The organism is Mesorhizobium sp. M1399, from assembly GCF_040317735.1.
Classification (GTDB): Bacteria; Pseudomonadota; Alphaproteobacteria; order Rhizobiales; family Rhizobiaceae; genus Mesorhizobium.
This window is the reverse complement of the sequence record NZ_JAMYKZ010000011.1, coordinates 166,534-182,479: the sequence shown is the minus strand read 5'-3', so window position 1 is coordinate 182,479 and position 15,946 is coordinate 166,534. Positions and strand designations below refer to the sequence as shown.

The 15,946-nt window shown below is 63.3% G+C and carries 17 protein-coding genes; 8 read left to right on the top strand and 9 right to left on the bottom strand.

The features are described 5' to 3' along the window. Positions 1 to 10: 10 nt before the first annotated feature. The 6 genes from NKH05_RS20715 to NKH05_RS20690 all read right to left on the bottom strand — a co-directional run bounded on the left by NKH05_RS20715 (position 11) and on the right by NKH05_RS20690 (position 7,433). Positions 11 to 514 carry a sarcosine oxidase subunit gamma family protein gene (locus tag NKH05_RS20715; RefSeq protein ID WP_023717015.1) on the bottom strand — a complete coding sequence of 168 codons (504 nt, stop codon included), beginning with the start codon at positions 512 to 514 and terminating at the stop codon, positions 11 to 13. Continuing rightward, on the bottom strand, positions 507 to 3,461 hold the full coding sequence (locus NKH05_RS20710) for a sarcosine oxidase subunit alpha family protein (RefSeq protein WP_352937136.1): 2,955 nt from the start codon (positions 3,459 to 3,461) through the stop codon (positions 507 to 509). Before NKH05_RS20710 ends, NKH05_RS20715 begins: the two co-directional genes overlap by 8 nt. Next, on the bottom strand, positions 3,458 to 3,739 hold the full coding sequence (locus NKH05_RS20705) for a sarcosine oxidase subunit delta (RefSeq protein ID WP_023717017.1): 282 nt from the start codon (positions 3,737 to 3,739) through the stop codon (positions 3,458 to 3,460). The genes NKH05_RS20710 and NKH05_RS20705 overlap by 4 nt, the downstream gene beginning before the upstream one ends. A 13-nt stretch (positions 3,740 to 3,752) precedes the next feature. Next, on the bottom strand, positions 3,753 to 5,009 hold the full coding sequence (locus tag NKH05_RS20700; protein WP_352788286.1) for a sarcosine oxidase subunit beta family protein: 1,257 nt from the start codon (positions 5,007 to 5,009) through the stop codon (positions 3,753 to 3,755). 10 nt (positions 5,010 to 5,019) lie between these two features. After that, positions 5,020 to 6,168, bottom strand: a complete 1,149-nt coding sequence (locus NKH05_RS20695) for a M24 family metallopeptidase (protein WP_352788284.1) — start codon at positions 6,166 to 6,168, stop codon at positions 5,020 to 5,022. Between the two features lie 74 nt (positions 6,169 to 6,242). Continuing rightward, positions 6,243 to 7,433 carry a M24 family metallopeptidase gene (locus tag NKH05_RS20690; protein WP_023717020.1) on the bottom strand — a complete coding sequence of 397 codons (1,191 nt, stop codon included), beginning with the start codon at positions 7,431 to 7,433 and terminating at the stop codon, positions 6,243 to 6,245. 240 nt (positions 7,434 to 7,673) lie between these two features. Here NKH05_RS20690 and ehuB point away from each other — a divergent pair, with 240 nt between their 5' ends. From ehuB to NKH05_RS20665, 5 genes are read left to right on the top strand one after another with little or no spacing between them, the layout of a single operon-like run. After that, complete coding sequence (gene ehuB, locus NKH05_RS20685) at positions 7,674 to 8,543, top strand: ectoine/hydroxyectoine ABC transporter substrate-binding protein EhuB (RefSeq protein WP_023717021.1); 870 nt, start codon at positions 7,674 to 7,676, stop codon at positions 8,541 to 8,543. 54 nt (positions 8,544 to 8,597) lie between these two features. Further along, positions 8,598 to 9,326 (top strand): ectoine/hydroxyectoine ABC transporter permease subunit EhuC, encoded by a 729-nt coding sequence (ehuC, locus tag NKH05_RS20680; RefSeq protein WP_352483851.1) that lies wholly within the window; start codon positions 8,598 to 8,600, stop codon positions 9,324 to 9,326. Then, on the top strand, positions 9,323 to 9,982 hold the full coding sequence (gene ehuD, locus NKH05_RS20675; protein ID WP_352547624.1) for an ectoine/hydroxyectoine ABC transporter permease subunit EhuD: 660 nt from the start codon (positions 9,323 to 9,325) through the stop codon (positions 9,980 to 9,982). The genes ehuC and ehuD overlap by 4 nt, the downstream gene beginning before the upstream one ends. Further along, positions 9,979 to 10,758 (top strand): ectoine/hydroxyectoine ABC transporter ATP-binding protein EhuA, encoded by a 780-nt coding sequence (gene ehuA / locus NKH05_RS20670; protein ID WP_023717024.1) that lies wholly within the window; start codon positions 9,979 to 9,981, stop codon positions 10,756 to 10,758. The genes ehuD and ehuA overlap by 4 nt, the downstream gene beginning before the upstream one ends. Further along, positions 10,755 to 11,498, top strand: a complete 744-nt coding sequence (locus tag NKH05_RS20665) for a GntR family transcriptional regulator (RefSeq protein WP_023717025.1) — start codon at positions 10,755 to 10,757, stop codon at positions 11,496 to 11,498. Before ehuA ends, NKH05_RS20665 begins: the two co-directional genes overlap by 4 nt. Positions 11,499 to 11,625: 127 nt before the next feature. On the opposite strand, the gene NKH05_RS20660 is transcribed toward NKH05_RS20665, so the two are convergent. Both NKH05_RS20660 and NKH05_RS20655 read right to left on the bottom strand, forming a co-directional pair. Beyond that, positions 11,626 to 12,057: a VOC family protein gene (locus NKH05_RS20660; protein ID WP_023717026.1), complete on the bottom strand. Its 432-nt coding sequence runs from the start codon at positions 12,055 to 12,057 to the stop codon at positions 11,626 to 11,628. Positions 12,058 to 12,165: 108 nt separating this feature from the next. After that, positions 12,166 to 13,017 (bottom strand): AraC family transcriptional regulator, encoded by an 852-nt coding sequence (locus NKH05_RS20655; RefSeq protein ID WP_352958680.1) that lies wholly within the window; start codon positions 13,015 to 13,017, stop codon positions 12,166 to 12,168. A gap of 210 nt (positions 13,018 to 13,227) precedes the next feature. Between NKH05_RS20655 and NKH05_RS20650 the strand changes: the two genes are divergently transcribed. After that, complete coding sequence (locus NKH05_RS20650) at positions 13,228 to 13,590, top strand: VOC family protein (protein ID WP_031193399.1); 363 nt, start codon at positions 13,228 to 13,230, stop codon at positions 13,588 to 13,590. 29 nt (positions 13,591 to 13,619) lie between these two features. After that, complete coding sequence (locus NKH05_RS20645) at positions 13,620 to 13,952, top strand: DoxX family protein (RefSeq protein WP_352814192.1); 333 nt, start codon at positions 13,620 to 13,622, stop codon at positions 13,950 to 13,952. Between the two features lie 74 nt (positions 13,953 to 14,026). Here NKH05_RS20645 and NKH05_RS20640 read toward each other — a convergent pair whose 3' ends face one another. Further along, complete coding sequence (locus NKH05_RS20640; RefSeq protein ID WP_352589083.1) at positions 14,027 to 14,269, bottom strand: DUF1127 domain-containing protein; 243 nt, start codon at positions 14,267 to 14,269, stop codon at positions 14,027 to 14,029. Between the two features lie 148 nt (positions 14,270 to 14,417). Here NKH05_RS20640 and NKH05_RS20635 point away from each other — a divergent pair, with 148 nt between their 5' ends. Beyond that, entirely contained in the window at positions 14,418 to 15,926 is a 1,509-nt protein-coding gene (locus NKH05_RS20635; RefSeq protein ID WP_353026002.1) for a winged helix-turn-helix domain-containing tetratricopeptide repeat protein, read from the top strand. The last annotated feature ends 20 nt before the right edge of the window (positions 15,927 to 15,946 follow it).

Below are 15,946 nucleotides of genomic sequence, written 5' to 3'. Positions count from 1 at the left end.
CCACCATTGGCTAGCCATCCGCAATCCAATCCGAGAGGCTGCGGGCAAAACTTCGCGGCACGATGAGTTCGCACGCGGCCTCGCCGGTGCGCAGGAAGAGCACGGAGACATGATGGAAGGATGTCTGCACGGCGCGGCCCGGAGCGGCGGCCGGCGCGTGCCAGTCGACGGTAATGCAGCCGGACAGAAGCCTTGCGATGTCAGGGCCGGCCATTTTCAAACGAACACGACCTTCGCCGAGGGGAACAGAACAGCCGAGATCGGGGTCGACGGAAAGCGCGGGCGCTTGCGTGCCTTCGTCGAGAACCAGCCAGAGGCGGCGAGGTGCAATGCGGATGATTAGAAGCCCCTTGTGGCGAACCGTCTCTCCGACCGAAGCGGGAAGTTTCGTGCCGAGCGACGCCGAGACGCTCTTTTCGAATTGTCTCAGTGTCCCGTCCCAGCCCTCGATCTGGATAAGCGGACAATCGGCCACGGACAGGCTGAAATCCCGAGAAGAGGTCAAGCTAGCCATGCAGCCGTTCTCCCTGTGGATCGAGGAATACTGGCGAGACAATGCGGGCGCGAACTGTTTCGGCCTTCATCGGATAGACCGCCACGACCTCGCTTCCTTCTGCCGCGACATCGCCGGCAAGCAGGGCCAGCCCGACATAATGGCCGCGCTCGGGGCTGAAAGTGACGGAGGTGATGCGACCGCGCCCATGGCCATAGGGTTTCTCATCCGGCAGGAACAGGATGGCGCCGCCGCGCAGGCGTTTTCCGTCCTCGATGCATTCCAGTCCGACCAGGCGCTGCCGGTTGGGCGCGTGGAGGGCAGGGCGCCGTCGCAGGACGTCGCCGACGAAGCCGCTGCGCTTGCCGGCCATGCGGCCGAGGCCGAGATCGTCGAGCGTCGTGCGTCCATCGATTTCAGGTCCGGCGACATGGCTCTTTTCGACGCGCAGCGCACCTAGCGCCTCGACGCCGTAAGGCTTCAGGTCGAATGGTCTGCCGGCTTCGAGCAGACGGCTCCAGAGCTGTTCACCGGCAGTGGCGCCGGTATAGACTTCGTAAGCGCGCTCGCCGGAATAACTGAGACGCAGGATGCGGAGCGCACGGCCCCCCCATCCGCTTTCGAGTAGTCCCATATGCGAAAGCGCCGCGTCGGAAACGTCGAGAGCGGGAAACGCTGCATTCAGGATCGCGCGGCTGGCAGGCCCGGCAACCGACATCGCCGCCCATTCGTCGCTGACCGAAGTGACGGCCACGCGCAAATCCGGCCAGGCCGTGTCGAGCAGGAATTCGAGACGCGACAGCACATCGGCGGCCTTGGCGGTCGAAGTGGTCATGAAGAACCGGTTTTCCGCCAGCCGCGTCGTGGTGCCGTCGTCGAAGACGATGCCGTCGTCGCGCAGCATGACGCCGTAGCGGGCGCGGCCGACCGCCAGCTTGGCAAAGCCGTTGGCGTAGACGCGGTCGAGGAAGATTGCCGCATCCGGGCCCTGGACATCGATCTTGCCGAGCGTGGAGATGTCCATCAGCCCCGCGGCCTGACGTACATTCCGCATTTCGGCGACATAGGCTTCATTCACGTCATGTCCGGACTGCCGGTAGAAATAGGGCCGCATCCAGAGCCCCACCTCGAGCATCTCGGCGCCGTTGGCCATGTGCCAGTCGTGCATTGGCGTGCGGCGGATCGGCTTGAAATGATGGCCGATGGCGCGCCCGGCAAGCGCCCCGATGGCAACCGGCGTATAGGGCGGGCGGAAGGTCGTGACGCCGGTCTCGGGAATCGTTGCGTTGCGCAGCGCCGCCATCGCGGCAAGTGCGGCAAAATTGCTGGTCTTGCCTTGATCGGTACCCATGCCGAGCGTGGTGTAGCGCTTCAGATGCTCGACCGATTCATAGCCCTCGCGATGGGCGAGTTCGATATCCCTCGTCGTCACATCCATCTGAAAATCGACGAAGGCTTTTCCATGTCCGACGGAAGGCGCTTCGCGAAGTAGCGTCGTGGCGGTGTCGCCGAGATCGAGTTTGGCCGGAGCGGGAACCGGCGCCGACTTGCCGCCGGAGGCTGCCGCGTCGATGCCGGCGCGATGACCGTCCTCGATGGCATCGGCAGTTGCATAGGCCCCAATCATCGCGCCGGCACCTAGCCGGCCGGCCGGAAACGCGCCCGGCACGAAGCCGCCGATATCGTCGCGATAGACAGGTTTGACACCGAGGTGCGAGGTGAGATGCACGGTTGGCGACCAGCCGCCGGACACGCAGACCAGGTCGCAGGCGGCCGAGGACTGGCCCTCCGGCCCGTTGAGCGTTACGTGCCTGACGGCATGGCCGCCGTGCAGGTCGACGATCCGCGTTGCGGCCCGCACCACGACGCCGAGCCGTGCGGCTTCCGCGGCAAGTGCTGCGGGCGGGACTGCGCGCAGATCCGCAACCGTCACCTCCGCGCCGGCTGCGGCATAGTCGAAGGCGGTGCGCCAGGCACCGTCATTGGTGGTGGCGACAATGATTTTCTTGCCCGGCAGGACAGCGAAACGGTTGAGATAGGTCCGGGCGGCTGAGGCAAGCAGGACGCCGGGCCGGTCATTGTTCGAGAACACCATCGGTCGCTCGATGGCGCCAGTGGCGAAAACGATCGAGCGGGCGCGCAGCATGGTGACCGTTTGCCGCGCCTCGCCGTTCGGCTTCGGACCGGTTGGATCGCGCTGTTCGACCAGCCCGATGACATTGCCGTCATAGCTGCCGAAAGCGGTTGTCCGCTTCATCAGCACGACGGTTTCGAAGCCCTTCAACTCGGCCTCGGCCTGCCTCAACCATGCGGCCGCTGCGCTGTCGGACGGTTCCGCCAGAAGCTGGCCGCCAAGCAGGAAATCCTGCTCGATCAGCGCGACCCGCGCCCCGGCCGCGGCGGCTGCCCGCGCTGCTGACAATCCCGCCGGGCCGCCGCCGACAATTGCGACATCGGCGAAAGCATGACGAACCTCGTAGCGGTCGGGATCCGGGCCGGTGCCGGCTCTGCCCAGACCGGCCGCCTTGCGGATAAAGTGCTCGTAGAACATCCAGGCGCGGCGCGTCGGGCCCATGAAGGTCTTGTAGTAGAAGCCGGCGGACAGAAACGGCGCCAACAGCCCGTTGACGCTTTGTACGTCGAAGGCCAGCGATGGCCAGCGATTCTGGCTTTCCACGTCCATGCTGTTGGCGAGTTCCAGTGTCGTCGCCGGCAGGTTCGGCTCGCGCCTGCCTGCGATCCCGAGCGTAACCAGCGCATTCGGTTCCTCCGGCCCGGCGGAAAAGATGCCGCGCGGGCGATGATATTTGAAGCTGCGCCCGACGAGAGTGACGCCGTTGGCGAGCAGCGCGGAGGCAAGGGTGTCGCCGCGATATCCAATCAGCTTGCGGCCGTCGAAGGTGAAATCGAGCGGCACCTCGCGACTGATACGGCCACCCACCGGCAGGCGTTTGCGGTTCGAACTCATGCCGGGGATTTCCTGAGAGTTGATTTCCTGGCGAAGTCGACTGATGCGACGGCATGGTTGCGGGTGTCGCGTTCGACCACCAGCCATTGCCGGCAACCGGTCACGTGCTGCCAGTATTCACGGTGCGGGCCGGCCGGGTTTGTCCTGATATAGACGTAACGGTACCAGGCCTCCGGATCGGGATCGTCATGGGCCGGACGCGTGACCGAGGCATCGCCGCCGTAGCGGAACTCGTCATGGTCGCGCGGGCCGCAGCAGGGGCATTCGATGCGCAGCATTTTGTTCCGCCTCCTATTGCAGCCAAGCGGAAGGGCCGACGCCGGCCTCATCGAGCGTGTGGCCGGTGCGGAAACGATCGAGCCCGTAGGCCGCGATCAAGGGATGCGGCTTGCCGGTGGCGATCGTGTGGGCGAAGCACCAGCCGGAAGCTGGCGTTGCCTTGAAGCCGCCATAGCACCAGCCGCCGTTGAGATAGAGGCCGTCGATCGGCGTCCGGCAGATGATCGGGCTGGCATCGGGGGTCATGTCCATGACGCCGCCCCAGTGGCGCAGCAGGCGGACGCGCGAAATACACGGCATCAATGCAATCGCCGCCTCCGCCACCTCGCGCACGACGCCGAGATTGCCGCGCTGGGCGTAGGAATTGTAGCCGTCGAGATTGCCGCCGAAGACCAACCCGCCCTTGTCGGACTGGCTGACATAGAAGTGGTCGGCGCCATAGGCGACGACGTGATCTACCAGCGGCTTCAGCGGTTCGGTGACAAAGGCTTGCAGGACGTGGCTTTCGATCGGCAGTTCAAGGCCGGCCTTGGCACCGAGCACGGATGTATGCCCGGCAACAGCGAGGCCGACCTTGCCGGCGCCGATCCGGCCTTTCGTCGTTTCGACGCCGACGATACTGTCGCCGTCGCGGAGGAAGCCTGTCACCTCGCAGTTCTGGATGATGTCGACGCCATGGCTATCGGCGGCGCGCGCATAGCCCCAGGCGACGGCGTCGTGGCGTGCCGTGCCCGCCCGGCCCTGGAAGATGGCGCCATGGATCGGGAAGCGGGCAGTGTCGGAAAAATCGAGATAGGGCACCAGCCGGCGCACCTCTTCGCGGTCGAGGATATCGGCATCGATGCCGTTCAGCCGCATGACGTTGGCGCGGTGGCTGAAACCGTCGAGCTGATCGGCCGAATGCGCTGTGACGAGCTGGCCGCGCTGGGAGAACATGACGTTGAAATTCAGCACCCGCGACATGGTCTCCCAGAGCTTCATCGAGAATTCGTAGAACTGGGTGTTGCCGTCGAGCAGGTAGTTGGAGCGGATGACGGTGGTGTTGCGGCCGACATTGCCGCCGCCGACATAGCCCTTTTCGAGCACCGCGACGTTGCGGATACCGTGGTTATCGGCAAGGTAGAAGGCGGTGGCGAGGCCGTGTCCACCGCCGCCGATGACGATCACGTCATAGGACGGTTTTGGCTCCGCCGCCCGCCAGGCGCGCTGCCAATTCTTCTGGCCAGACAGCGCGTTGCGGAAAATCGAGAGTGCCGAGTAGCGCGCCATACGTGCGGGCCTATCGAACGATCGGGCCGGCCGGCGTGCGGGTGAGCACTTCAGCACCCGCGTCGGTCAAAAGCACCGTGTTGGAGACGAAGTCATCGCCGCGACCGGTTCCCATCAGCCACGACAGGATGTGGAAGCTCATCCCGGTCTCGATCTCAAGGTCGGAATCGTGCCTCAAGCCGGTCACCGAATTGCCGCCGGTCCATGATGGCGGCTGGCCAGCGCCAACTAGGTAACCGCAGTGATGGCGGCGATAGTGGGAAAGACCGGCCTCGTCGGCGACGGCCTGCCAGGCGGCGTAGACATCGCGCGCCTTGGCGCCCGGCCGCAGCGCCTCGACGACAGCGTTGAACGCCTTGGCGGTCACCGTCGCCATTGTGGCGTCTTCGTCGCTGATGTGGCCGATGCGAACGAGCCGGCCGAGCGGCGCGTGGTAGCGTGAGATGCAGCCGGACAGTTCGACGAAGGCCGGCTCGCCCTTGCGGTAGATACCGTCGCCCCAGGTCGTGTGCTCTTCACCGAGGCGCGCGGCCGGGCGGATGAACGGTCCGAAGCCCGGCGCATGACCGCCGGCGCGGATCATTGCCGCAACACATTGGGCGGCGACCTCCTGTTCGGAAGCGCCGTCCGAGATCGCGGCGATCGCGGCACCGGCGGCGGCGTCCGTCACCTTTGCGGCGCGCCGCATCAGCACCTGTTCCTCGGCGCTCTTCACCCGCCGCATCTTGTCGATCAGACCGGAGACGTCGCTCCACTTGGCATCCGCTTGCATCTGGAGTGCTACGGCAAGTCCATGGCTAAGGCCGGCCGTCCAGTATTCGAGGCCGATCCGCTTGCTGGACAGGCCGAGCTCCGCAAGGACCCGCGCGGCAAGGTCGGCCGCCGTTTCGCTGTCGGAGTGGCCACGGAATTCCGCTGCCTTCACCCGCTTCTCGATGGTCACCTTTTCCATCGAGCGGGTGACCAGGACAGGTTTTCCCTGGAGCGGGACGATCAGCAGGTGAGGGGCAAAATACCCCCAGTGATCGAGCCCGGTGAGATAGAAGACGTTCTCCGGCGAGGCGAAGACCGCCGCGTCGAGCTCACGCTCGGCCAGTGTAGTACGGACCTTGGCAAGGCGGCCGGCGATTTCGGCTTCGGAAAAGGGATTACGGTCCATCGGGCGTCCTCGTGCTTGTTGCCGGCTTGGTGGCAGGCATGGTCTTTTCGGCAGCCGGCTTCCCGGCCGCCATGTCAATCGATAACGATGAGTTCGCGCGCCACATCGCAGAGGCGTTCGCCGCCGCGTTCCGTGACGACGAACGATTCCGAGATGGCGATGCCGAAATCGTCGAGCCAAACGCCGGCCATGAAATGGAAGCACATCCCAGGCTGCATCTCGGTGGTGTCGCCGGGACGAAGGCTTGCGGTGCGTTCACCCCAATCGGGCGGGTATGCGAGCCCGACCGGATAGCCGACGCGGCTTTCCTTCTTCAGTCCGTTCCTCCGCAGGACTGCCTGCCAGACGGCTTCCACCTCTTCGGCGGTGTTGCCGGGGCGCGCCTTCTCGAGGCCAGCGTCGACGCCCTCGACGATCGCCTTGGCCATGTCGAGGATGGCTTGCCGCGGCTTGCCGAAATGTACCGTCCGGGTCAGGGCTGCATGATAGCGGCGGCGCACGCCGGCGATCTCCAGAATGGCGAGGCCGCTGTCCGGCAGCGGCGCGTCGGACCACGTCAGATGCGGCGTGCTGGTGCCTTCGCCAACGGGCATCAGCGGACAGATCGCGGCATAGTCGCCGCCCGCTCCGGGCACGCCCATGATCTGTGCGTGATAGATTTCCGCAATGACATGGTTCTGAGGCACACCGGGTCGCATTTTCTCGATGGCGCGGTTCATTGCATGCGTGCAGATCGCACCCGCCTCGCGGATCAGCACCAGCTCGGCTTCGGATTTCACCAGCCGCGCCCAATTGACGAGATCGTGGTTGTTGGCGAAGTGCGCGTCGGGCAGCCCCTCGACAAGGTGGGCGTGGCAGCGCGCAGTGTAATAATGCGCGTCCATCTCGACGCCGATGCGGGCCTTTCCCCAGCCGCGCGACCGGATCAGTTGCGCGAGTTCGTCATAAGGGTGTTCGACCGGCTGCTGCACCAGCCGTTCCGAGAACGGCACGATGTTTGTCTCGGGCAGGCCGGTGGTTAGGCGTGCGCTCTTGGCATCCTGCGCCCTGCCGAACCAGATCGGCCGGTCCTCCTCCAGATGGACGAGCACGCACTGCGGAACGTAGAACGACCATCCGTCATAGCCGGTCAGCCAGCACATGTTGGCTGGATCCTGACAGACGACGAGATCGAAGCCGGCTTTTTGCATGCGTGTCTTCACGCCGGCCAGGCGCTGCCCATACTCCGCTTGCGTGAATGTCCCGAACTCGTTCGCGGTCGCCACCGAAGTCCTGCCTTCTGGGTACGCTGTTGCCCTCTTGTAAATGGGCAAACCAGGCGAAATTGTGCACAACTCGACGTCAAGTTTGTTGGATAACTACGAATTAGCGCCGAATTTACATGGTTTCTATATCTCTGCTTGCGAAATGTCTAGGGCAGTTGTATACGTCTGATCAAGCAGGCGTCGACCTCGAAGAAGGCCGCGCCCTGGGAACCATCCACAGTTGTTCAATGGGAGAAAAGCATGCTCAAATCATCGATATCGCGCCGCATGGTCGTGAAAGCGGCTGCCTGCATCGCGCTCGCCGCGACGTCATTGACGTCGCTGTCCGCTCACGCGGAAACCACCCTCGAACGGGCCAAGAAGGACGGCTACATCCGCGTCGGTTTCGCCAACGAGGCGCCGTTCGGTTACGCCACGCCAGACGGCAAGCTGACCGGCGAAGCGCCGGAAGTCGCCAAGGCGGTGCTCGCCAAGATGGGCATACCGCAGGTCGACGGTGTTTTGACCGAATTCGGCTCGCTCATTCCGGGTCTCAAGGCCGGCCGCTTCGACATCATCGCCGCCGGCATGTTCATCACTCCGAAGCGCTGCGCTGAGATCAACTACTCCGAGCCGTCCTACGGCATCGGCGAGGCTATGCTGGTGGCAAAAGGCAATCCGAAAGGCATCAAGGATTTTTCCAGCATCAAGGACAATCCGGATCTCAAGCTTGCCGTGATGGCCGGCGCCGTCGAAGGCGGCTTCGCCAAGGAAGCGGGCGTTGCCGGTGGGCAGATCGTCTCCTTGCCCGACCAGTCCAGCCTGGTCGCCGCCGTCCAGTCGGGCCGCGCCGACGCTGCCGCACTGACCGCTCTTTCGATCGCGGACATGGCCAAGAAAGCCGACGGCGTCGAATCGACCAAGCCCTTCGGCGAGGTCGCCGGCAAGTCGGTGAAAGGTCATGGCGGCTTCGGCTTCCGCAAGGAAGACACCGACCTGCAGGAGGCGTTCAACGCCGAGCTGAAGAAGTTCCTCGGTTCGCCGGAGCATATCGCGCTGGTCGAGCCACTCGGCTTCGGCAAGGACTATCTCCCCAACAAGACGACCGCAGAGCTCTGTGCTGGCAAATAGGTTCCCAACTGCTGGCGGCGCGAAAGCGCCGCCCTTTTTCCCCGGGGGAATCGCATGGGTATCCGTACGCTCGTTGCCATGCTGGTCATCGCGCTCGTCGTGATCGGCGCCTTGGCAACACAGGAAAGCTACCGAGTGTTCATGCCGGGGCTGCTGCAAGGCGCGGTCCTGACGGTCGAGATCGCCGTCCTCGGCAGCCTGCTCGCAATTATCATGGGCGTGCTTGCAGCACTTGCAAGGATGTACGGTCCAACGCCGCTCAGATGGCTGGCCACGGTTTATGTCGAGATCTTTCGCGGAACGTCGGCGCTGGTGCAATTGTTCTGGCTGTTTTTCGTCCTCCCGCAATTCGGCGTCACGATCAACGCGTTCGTGGTGGCAGTGCTCGCACTCGGCCTGAATGTCGGCGCCTACGGATCGGAGTGCGTGCGCGGCGCGATCCAGTCCGTCGCCCGCGGGCAGTGGGAAGCGTGTACGGCATTGAACATGAGCCGCCCACAGATGTTGCGCCGGATCATCCTGCCGCAGGCCTTTGTCGCGATGATCCCGCCCTGGGGCAATCTGTTCATCGAGCTTCTGAAATCGACAGCGCTGGTTTCGCTGATCACGCTTTCGGACCTCGCCTTCAAGGCGCAGCAAATGAACCAGAACACGTTCAAGACCATTCCGATCTTCACCCTCGTCCTTTTGATGTACCTGGCAATGTCGCTGGTTGTGACCATCGGCATGCGGCTTCTCGAAAGGCGGGCGTCGCTCGGACTGGCGCGGGGGAAGGCGGCATGATCTGGGATTGGGGATTTGCCCTGGAAATCCTGCCGGTGCTCGCCCGCGCCGCCATCATTTCCATCGAGGCGACGCTGATCGGTTTTGCGCTTGCGGCCTCGCTCGGCCTGGTGCTGGCGGTCGTCCGCATCGCCGTGCCATGGACCAGCTGGACGATTTCGGTGCTGGTCGAGCTGATCCGCTCGACCCCGCTGCTCATCCAGATATTCTTTCTCTATTTCGTCTTTCCGAAATTCGGTGTCGTGCTCGACGCCTTCACCGCCGGGGTGCTGGCCATCGGTATCCACTACGCCGCCTATTGCTCCGAGGTTTATCGCGCCGGTTTCGACAACATCCATCGCGGCCAGTGGGAAGCCTCGATCGCGCTCAATCTCTCGTCCTGGACGACGTTTCGCGACATCATCATCCCGCAGGCGATCCCGCCGATCGTTCCGGCGCTCGGCAATTATCTGGTGGCCTTGTTCAAGGAGACGCCGTTGCTTTCCGCAATCGCCGTGATGGAACTGATGCAGACTGCCAAGATCATCGGCTCCGAAACGTTCCGCTACACCGAGCCGATCACGCTGGTCGGCCTGTTTTTCCTTGCCATGAGCCTGGTTTCGGCGGCGCTCATCCGCTCCCTCGAAGGGCTGCTCAACCGGAGGACCACGCGATGACGGAACAACCGATGGTCCGCTTCGACAATGTATCGAAACGCTACGGCACGTTAACCGTTCTCGACGGGCTCAATCTCGAAATAGCGCGCGGCGAAAAAGTCTCCGTCATCGGTCCGTCGGGTTCGGGCAAGACGACGGTGTTGCGCATGCTGATGACGCTGGAAACGATCAATGACGGTGTCATCTGGGTCGAAGGCGAGCCGCTGACCCATATGGAGAGGAACGGCAAGCTTGTTCCCGCCGATCTCGCCCATATCCGTAAAATCCGCGCCAAGATCGGCATGGTGTTCCAGTCGTTCAACCTGTTTCCGCATATGACGGCGATGCAGAACTGCATCGAGGCGCCGATAACGGTGCTCGGCATGAAGCGGGCGGACGCCGAGGCAAGAGCGGCGGAGCTGCTGGAGCTGGTCGGTCTGGCCCAGAAGAAGGACCACTATCCGTCACAGCTTTCCGGCGGCCAGCAGCAGCGTGTCGCCATCGCCAGGGCGCTTGCCATGCGGCCCAAGATCATGCTGTTCGACGAGGTGACGTCTGCGCTCGACCCGGAGCTTGTCGGCGAAGTGCTGCAGGTGATAAGGCAGATCGGCCGCGAGCATGATCTAACCATGCTGATGGTCACCCACCAGATGGGCTTCGCCAAGGAGTTTTCCGACCGCGTTTGCTTCTTCTATCAAGGCAAGATCTGCGAGCAGGGGCCGCCAAGCGAACTGTTTGGTGCTCCCAAGAACGAGCGGACACGGCAATTCCTGCACGCTGTCCTGGAGGCTGGGTGACGATCGAGACAAAGGCCAAGCCGCCCACGACGGTGACCGCCGCGCCGCCGCGCCCGCTCTCCGCGCGAGAGCGGTTCGAGCGCATCTACCGGATATTGCGCGACCGCATCTGTCTGCTCGTCTATGCGCCGGGAAGCCGTCTGTCCGAGGAAGAACTTGCCCAGGAATTCGAGATCAGCCGCACGCCGGTCCGGCGTGTCCTGGCGCGCCTTGAATCCGAGGGTCTGGTTCAATCCGTCCACGGCGTCGGCACGATCGTCACCGACGTCGATATCGAGGAATTGCAGCAGGTCTATCATTTGCGCCTGGAGCTGGCGCTCCTCGTCGGCAAGCTTTCACCGATCCCGCGCACGGCGGACGACCTCGACCGGATACGGGCGCTCATCGCGCGCTGCGATGCCGATATACTCAATCCCGACCAGCGCGCTTTCCTGCGCCTCAACATGGACTTCTTTTACGAGCTCACGGCGATGACCGGCAACCAGCCACTGCGCGAGATCAGCGAGCGCCTGTATTTTCAGGTTGCGCGCGTCGTCCTGAAGCTGATGCCGCAATTGGGCCTTGTCGAGGAATTCACCGCGTTCCGCCGCGAAATGGAAGAGGTCCTTGCCGCCGCCGAGATCGGCGACTGGGAGTCCATAGGGCACATAAGGCGGGCGCATATCTCAATGAGCTTCCGCCGCATGATGCGCCATGCAGGCGAGGCGAATCTGGATAAAGCTACACAATCAGCCCCTTAAGACTGGTGGACTGCCGTCGAGCTGGCTTCGTTTGCCAGGGAAAGCATGGCCGCCCGCCCCGATGCCGACAGAATTTGCCAGCACTGGGGATGACTAACGCCGTTCGATACTGCAGGTCCGCGCCGCCCTAAAGAGGATCCTCACTCGGTATGTTGGCGGGGTTCCAGACGACCTCCCACAGGTGTCCGTTCGGGTCGCGGAAGTATCCGGCATACCCGCCAAAGAACGTGTCCCGGGCAGGCCTGATGATCTCGGCTCCGGCACGGGCGGCCTCATCCATCACTTGATCGACTTCCTCGCGGCGCACAACGTTGTGGCCGATTGTGAACGAGGTCGAACTGATCGGCGCTTTGGGCAGGCCGGTGTCGTAGGCGAGGTCGTCCTGAGCCCAGATCGCGAGCTTCAACCCGCCGGACAGCGTGAAGAACGCGACGGCGCCATGCTCGAATTCGCGGCCGATGATCCCTTCCGTCGGCAAGCCGAGGCCGTCGCGGTAGAACACGAGGCAACTCTCGAGGTTGGCGACAGCGATCGTCAAAACCGAAATGCGCGGTTTCATGGCAGTCTCCTCTGGTTGTCGGAGACACCAGGATAAAGTCGGGCGACAGTGAAGACTTGAACAAAACGGCCAAAAGCGTGCCGCCAAGTCGAAGAACGCGCCGAGGTTTCACTCGCCGTGCAGCAGGTGATGAATCTGTCGCGGGGTGCTTCCTGTCAGGCGTCGGCTCTCGCGAACAAGATGCGCCTGGTCGGAATAGCCCGCCTCGGCTGCCAGGATGGCCGTAGTGCTGTTCGATTGGTTCGAAAGCCGCAGAAAGCGCTGGTAGCGGAGGATACGTTCAAGCGTCTTGGGGCCATAGCCGAAGCTCTCGTCGAAGCGCCGGCGCAACGTCCTTTCGCTCATCTCGAGGGCGCGCATCAACCAAGGGACGAGAGGCGCGTCGGGTGGCGGAGCGCGCTCGATCAAGCGATATGCCGCCTGCATGGGAACGTCTGGGGCGTCGGAGGCCATCTCCTCGGCGACGACCTGTTGGAGCGAGCAGGCCAGATCTTCGAGATTGTCGCTGGCGCGCACGCGGCTGGCGAGGCGCCGAGCTCGCGCTCCCCACAAATCGTCGAGCGACAGCCGCTGACCGACCAGCTCGATTTGCGGCACGCCGAGCCATGCCGCCGCCGTGGCAGGATGGAAGCGCAAGCCGATCACGACCTCGTCCGCCGCTAGAACCTCGGTCTGCGGCTCCTTGTCAGGTCCGGCAATTCGGAAGCTGCCTCCGATCCATTGCAGATCGATCGTTGCGTCGGGCATGACGACGATTGGCGGTGAGCCCGCCGGGTCCATTCGATGCACCCACACCGAAGCGAAGGTCCCGCGAAGCCGCGCCGACACTGGACGTTGCTGAAATGTGCCCGTTGCCTGCGCTGGGACGGGATCGCTCATCTCGCTCCCCTTCGGATTAGCGGCGGTGAACCTACGGCGCAGCGGCTGCGCCCGGCCGTCGCTCGAGACAACAATCTGCACGACCGACAACGTCTGCCAATCGAGAACGGTTGCAAGAATCGGTTGTTTTCTTCCGGCCGGAACGAAGAGGGCAGATGAGGGGTGATGTCACGTGCATCGCCATCGGCAGCGCCGTTTGCTGCTCATACGTCGATGGCCGTTTTGTTCAATCCGGCAAGCGAGATACGTGCTTATCTTTCGGTGTCGTACATCACACGAGAGGTATGCGTCATGAGCAACAACAACGACCAACGGATCGACTACGTCGAATTCAACGTGAAAGACATTCAGCGGTCACGCGACTTCTACGGAAAGGCCTTCGGCTGGACCTTCACTGACTACGGCCCGCAATATTGCGAGTTCAACGACGGGCGCTTGTCAGGCGGCTTTGCGGCTGGCCCAGCGAGGTCCGGAGGAGGCCCGCTCGTCATTCTCTATGCCGATGATTTGCCGGCAACGGTCAAGCGTGTCGAGCAAGCGGGAGGCAAGATCGTCAGGCCGATTTATGGGTTCCCCGGCGGCCGGCGCTTTCATTTTGCGGACCCGGACGGTTACGAGCTAGCGGTTTACACCGAAGACGGCACCAAGGAATGATCGCGGTCCTCCACCACCTCGGACTGGTTTTGCTCGGCGGCGTCTTTATCTGGGCAGGCGCCGAGCATTTCCTCAGATTCCGGGCGATTGCAGCGTCCCTGGCCGAACGGGGCTTTCCTGCTCCCAAGCCTCTTCTCGCGGCCGGATCGGTGCTTGAGATCGGCGGCGGCTTTTGCCTCGCAACGGGCCTTGGTGGACCCTTTCCCGCCGCGGCCTTGGCCGTGTTCACCATTGCGGCGTCTTTCATGGCGCTCAACTTCTGGCGCTACAGCGGCGATGAACGCGAAGTGCTTCGTACCGGCTTCACCATCAATGTTGCCGTCTTGGGCGGGTTGATTGTCGCCGCGACCACTAGCCTGTGATCATCGTTTCGAGGCGGCGGCTTCGTCTTCACCTGCCACTGCTCGTTGGTGATCCGGTGTCTTTGCAACTCGCCTTATCGTTGCCAGAAGGGCAGCTTGGCGATCTCTTCCTCGGCCTGCCTTTTCGTCAGGCCGATATCGTCGATCAGATGGGGATTGGTCTCCGCCAATCGCTTGAGGTCCCAGCGAAAGCGTGTCTGCTCGCGCCATGTCGCGACAATGCTTTGCAGCGTCGCCAGGCTGTAGTGCCGACGCGACACTTCCGCCAGCCGAGCTGCCTTATGCTGGCCCGAGGCAAAGGTGGGAATATCGTTCATGGCAAACCTCCATATGGTTTGAGGTCCAATACGATTTGGGAGGACCCTCGACCTGAAAGAGGAGGAATTCTGCAGGATACGAACAGCGCCGTAATTAAGCTCTCCCAAATAGTTCTCAAAACTTCCAAACGGGCTATAGATGCGCCGTATGCAGGGATCGCGCTTTGCCTTTGGACCGTTCGCGCTTGATCCGGGCGCGGGAACGCTCCTCCGGAACGGTGTCCCCGTTGCCGTTGGCTACCGCGGGCTAAAGCTGCTTGCGGCGCTCGTCGGACGGTCCGGCGAAATCCTGAGCAAGGCTGAGTTGATGGACGCGACGTGGCCGGGCACCGCCGTCGAGGAGGGCAACCTTACCGTCCAGATAGCGCTGCTGCGGAAGCTGCTTGGTCCGGCCGCCGACGGCGGTGAATGGATCGTCACGGTTCCGCGCATCGGCTACCGCTTCACGGGCGCCGTCGAACAGCTCGGCGGCGCCAAGCGAAAACCTTTGCCACTGCCCGGCAAACCATCGATAGCCGTGCTGCCCTTCGTTAATGTCAGCAACGATCCCGAGCAGGAATCCTTCGCCGATGGGTTGACCGAAGACCTGATCACGGATCTGTCGAGGATCTCCGGCCTGTTCGTTATCGCACGCAACTCGGCCTTCGCCTACAAAGGAAAGGCGATGGACGTGCGCGGGATCGCTGGGGAGCTTGGCGTGCGCTACCTGCTGGAGGGAAGCGCAAGACGCGCCGCCGGGCAGGTGCGCATCAATGCACAACTGGTCGACGCGACGAGCGGCGATCATCTATGGGCGGAACGCTTCGATCGCAGCCTGGAAGATATTTTTGCCGTTCAGGACGAGGTCACCGGCAAGATCGTCGAGGCGCTGCTCGGCCGGCTACGCGCACCAGCGCCGCGCAATCGGCCCAAAAATCTCGAGGCCTACGATCTCTGCGTGCGGGCGCGCAAGCTGATGGATGATTCGCCGCAGACGGCGCGGGAAGCGCATCTGATGCTCACCCGCGCGGTTTCGCTCGATCCGGAATACGCCGAGGCCTATCGCTGGCTTGCCATGAACCACTGGATGGGATGGGTGCATTCCGGCGGACCAACCGAAACGTCCCGTAGCGTTGCTTTGGAGCTGGCGCGCAAAGCCGTGGCGATCGATCCCAACGATGCCGGCTGCCGCTGGGTATTGGCTTACCTGCTTGCCTATGAGCGCAGCTTCGCCGAGGCGGATGCGGAATTCGCCAAGGCCATCGAGCTCGACCCGAACGAGGCCGATGCCTGGGCGGCACTGTCCGACATCGCGATCTTGGCGGGGCAGGTCGAGGAGGGCCTTGAGCACATCCGCAAGGCCTTCCGGCTGAACCCGTTTCCGGCAAGTTGGTATTATCTGACGCTCGGGCAGGCGCAATACGCGGCCCGCGAATACGAGGCTGCTGTCGAGACACTGCGCAGGGACGAGACTTATCGTACAAGCTCACGCCGTTTCCTGGCGGCAAGCCTTGCCCAACTCGGCCGGCTCGACGAGGCGCGTGCAGAGGTCGAACTGTTCCTCGTCGGCAACCCGCATTTCACAACCCGGCACTGGGCGACGACGGAGCCATTCCGCGACGCTGCGACGCTTGAGCATTTCGTTGACGGCTTCCGCAAGGCCGGCCTTCCGGAGTGACGCGCCGGCGCCGTCGCACC

Bases quoted from the DNA above. Each gene is read 5' to 3' on its own strand.
- NKH05_RS20715 (WP_023717015.1), bottom strand. From the start codon at position 514: ATGGCTAGCTTGACCTCTTCTCGGGATTTCAGCCTGTCCGTGGCCGAT.
- NKH05_RS20710 (WP_352937136.1), bottom strand. From the start codon at position 3,461: ATGAGTTCGAACCGCAAACGCCTGCCGGTGGGTGGCCGTATCAGTCGC.
- NKH05_RS20705 (WP_023717017.1), bottom strand. From the start codon at position 3,739: ATGCTGCGCATCGAATGCCCCTGCTGCGGCCCGCGCGACCATGACGAG.
- NKH05_RS20700 (WP_352788286.1), bottom strand. From the start codon at position 5,009: ATGGCGCGCTACTCGGCACTCTCGATTTTCCGCAACGCGCTGTCTGGC.
- NKH05_RS20695 (WP_352788284.1), bottom strand. From the start codon at position 6,168: ATGGACCGTAATCCCTTTTCCGAAGCCGAAATCGCCGGCCGCCTTGCC.
- ehuB (WP_023717021.1), top strand. From the start codon at position 7,674: ATGCTCAAATCATCGATATCGCGCCGCATGGTCGTGAAAGCGGCTGCC.
- ehuC (WP_352483851.1), top strand. From the start codon at position 8,598: ATGGGTATCCGTACGCTCGTTGCCATGCTGGTCATCGCGCTCGTCGTG.
- ehuD (WP_352547624.1), top strand. From the start codon at position 9,323: ATGATCTGGGATTGGGGATTTGCCCTGGAAATCCTGCCGGTGCTCGCC.
- ehuA (WP_023717024.1), top strand. From the start codon at position 9,979: ATGACGGAACAACCGATGGTCCGCTTCGACAATGTATCGAAACGCTAC.
- NKH05_RS20660 (WP_023717026.1), bottom strand. From the start codon at position 12,057: ATGAAACCGCGCATTTCGGTTTTGACGATCGCTGTCGCCAACCTCGAG.
- NKH05_RS20650 (WP_031193399.1), top strand. From the start codon at position 13,228: ATGAGCAACAACAACGACCAACGGATCGACTACGTCGAATTCAACGTG.
- NKH05_RS20640 (WP_352589083.1), bottom strand. From the start codon at position 14,269: ATGAACGATATTCCCACCTTTGCCTCGGGCCAGCATAAGGCAGCTCGG.
- NKH05_RS20635 (WP_353026002.1), top strand. From the start codon at position 14,418: ATGCAGGGATCGCGCTTTGCCTTTGGACCGTTCGCGCTTGATCCGGGC.